2 protein-coding genes are annotated in these 2,874 nt (G+C 62.1%); both read right to left on the bottom strand.

Translation table 11 applies throughout. The features are described from left to right. Positions 1 to 1,759: DUF748 domain-containing protein (locus B2V21_RS11160; RefSeq protein WP_286916882.1), on the bottom strand; the 1,759-nt coding region annotated here is incomplete at its 3' end. A 113-nt stretch (positions 1,760 to 1,872) separates the two neighbouring features. Further along, positions 1,873 to 2,874: class I SAM-dependent rRNA methyltransferase (locus tag B2V21_RS11165; RefSeq protein WP_286916883.1), on the bottom strand; the 1,002-nt coding region annotated here is incomplete at its 5' end.

Here is a 2,874-nt window from a genome sequence, read left to right on the forward strand (position 1 = left end):
GGCTGAAGTCGGCGAAGTTGGCTGAGCCGTTGTCGATGTCCACGGCGCCGATGCGGATGCCCAGTGGCGTTTCCGCATCGGCCGGTTTGCCAGCCCGGACCGGCTCGGCGGGCTGCGCCGGTTGCGGAATCAGCAGGTCGTCGATATTGGTGGTGCGGTCCTCGTTGATCATGAAGCGCGCATACGGCTGCTGCAGCTGGACCCGCTCGATGTCCAGGCGATCGCCGTGGCGATACTCCAGACCGGTCAGGGTCAGGTGCTGCCATTTGACGAAGTCGCGCTCCTTGAGCGTATCGAGCGTGTGCAATTGATCGACTTCGGCGCGACCGGATACGGTCATGGCTAGGGGTTCGGTGCCGGTCAGTTGCACATCGAGATCGCTGTCGAGCATGCCGCTGCGCAGTTCCAGACGAATCAGCGGACTGATGTAGGCCTGCGCGATACGCAGGTCGATGTCCTGAGTGCTGACCTTCATGCGGGCAGCAACCGGCGCCAGACTGACCTCGCCGCTGGCCTGTACACGACCTTGCTTGCCCAGGCCGGTATCGAGCTTGAGGGTGAAGGGCGCGCCGTTGAGGCTGTCGAAGTCATGCAGGTCCAGGTTGAGTGGACCCACGTTTACGGCGACCTCATCGGTAGGCACACGGTCGGCCAGATGCACCTGGTAGTCACGCAGCTGGACATCCTTGAGCAGCACCTGCCAGGGCTTGGCCGGCGAATTCGTCGGTTCTTTGGGTGCTGGCTGCTGCGGTGCCGAGCTGGCGAACAGCTTCTGCCAGTCGAGCTGCCCATCCGCCTCGCGGGCGGCCCAGGTTTCCAGCTTGTGACTGCGTATCCGACCGACACTGACCTGTTGCTTGACCAGGTCGACCGATGTGTCGCTGACGTCCAGGCGCTCGAGTCGAGCCAGGGGACGTCCATCGGGAGCTGCGATCGCGAAGGGCGCGACGCTAAGGGCCACCTTGTCCAGTTTCAGCTCGGTCTGCTTGGCCAGATTGAGGTTGTAATCGGCACTCAGGGTGAACACGCCCTTTTCCAGCACCAACGGCACGCTGTCGCGCACGTACGGCCACCAGACGCTCATCTGCGCATCGGTCACCTTCAACGATCCCTGGGACGACACCGGGCTCAAGCCGATCCGGCCACGCCAGTCGATACGACCGCCCTGAGGGCTGTTGGCAACCAGGGTCATGTCGGCATGATCGTCTGGCAGCGTGCTGAGGTTCTGCAGCTCCAGATTCATCGAGTCGTATAGAAATTCGATGGGCTGGCTGGGGCGCAGATCCTTGAAATGCAAACGCCCATCAACCAGCTTGATGCTGCCGATGCGCAAGGCGAAAGGTTCGGAAGGCGCATCCTGCACGGCAGCGGTATCGCTGGCCGGAAGCTTGAACAGGGCGCTCAGGTTGAGCTTGCCGCTTTTGTCGAACAGTACTTGAGTCTGCGGTCTGTCCAGTTCCACTGCGACCAGATGCAAGGCGCCGGTCCACAGGCTGTCCACTTGCAGGTTGGCGTACAGTCGCTCGAAACCGATCTGTTCGGCGCCGGGCTCGCCGATCTTTAGCCCCCACAGGGTCAGCTCGAGACTGAACGGATTGAACTCCAGCCGCTGCAAATGTGCAGGCACGGTGGAGTAGGCCGCTAGCTGCTGATTGGCTACCCGCAGCGCTACGCCGGGCAGGATCAGGAAACCGAGCATCGCGTACAGCGCAACCAGCGCCACGAGGGTGGCGGCAGTGCGTTTCAATCCTTTGGACATGGAAATGGGGCCATCTGACGTGATCGGAGGTGCTTGGAGTATGGCACGTCAATGTGGTTCCTATGACTCAGCCCGCGTAAGTCATGGAATTTTCACCAGTTGATGTAGGAAAACTAGAAATTCAGGATCAGCGTCTTCAAGGGTGGCTGACCGTCGCTGGATGGAAAATCAGCCGCTGGCGCCAGTACCGAGCATTCACGTACAGGCCGACCGGCTTTCTCGGCGCAGCGCAGCACCTGATCGCGCCAGTCGTCCAGGTTGACCTTCGCCAGGTTGTTACAGCAGACCAGTACACCGTTCTCGGCGGTGGCGAGAATCGCTGGTTTGAGCAGGCTTTGATAATCGCGCAGCAGATCGACCGTACCGAATGCGCTCTTCGCCCAGGCTGGCGGATCGAGAAAGACCAGGTCGTACTGACGCTGCGGCAAGCGCGGGTAGGCTGGCAGCTTCTGGCCTCGGCGCGCGGTGATCGGCAGGCCGGCCAACTGGCGTATGGCCGGGAAATAGTCCGACTGGATGAACTGCATGGGCGCAAGCTCGGGGTTCAGCGCCCCGTTCTCGGCACCGACCGCCAGGTTGCCTTCGGCAAAGTCCAGGTTGCACACCTCACGGGCACCGCCTGCCGCTGCACTCAGGCCAACGCCGCAGGTGTAGGCGAACAGGTTCAACACGCTTTTGCCGGCACTGTGCTGCTTGACCCAGCCACGCGCATTGCGCAGGTCGAGAAACAGCAACGGGTCCTGGCCAGGATGACGGCCACGCACGCGATAGTTCAGGCCCCATTCACGTCCAACCAGGTCGACCAGTGCGGCGTCTTCGGCGCGATACACCGAGTCTTCCCGATCGATCCGCGAATTGCCCCGTGACCGGTCGTTGTACACCAGCAGTAGCGGCGTCTGCAGATGCTGCTCGACCGCACCGTGCACGGCCAACAGGTCTTCGCGCTCCAGCGTCTGGTGGAAGCTTTGCACCAGCAACTGTGCGCCATAGCGGTCGACGGTCAGGCCACTGGCCCCTTCCTGGCTGCCGTGGAACAGTCGATAGCAATCGGTACCCTGTTCATGCAATGAGTCGAGCAATGACGAACGAGCGTCGAGGGCGGCGCGCAGCGCCTG

It is taken from the genome of Pseudomonas sp. UBA6276 (assembly GCF_002438365.1).
Classification (GTDB): Bacteria; Pseudomonadota; Gammaproteobacteria; order Pseudomonadales; family Pseudomonadaceae; genus Aquipseudomonas; species Aquipseudomonas coleopterorum.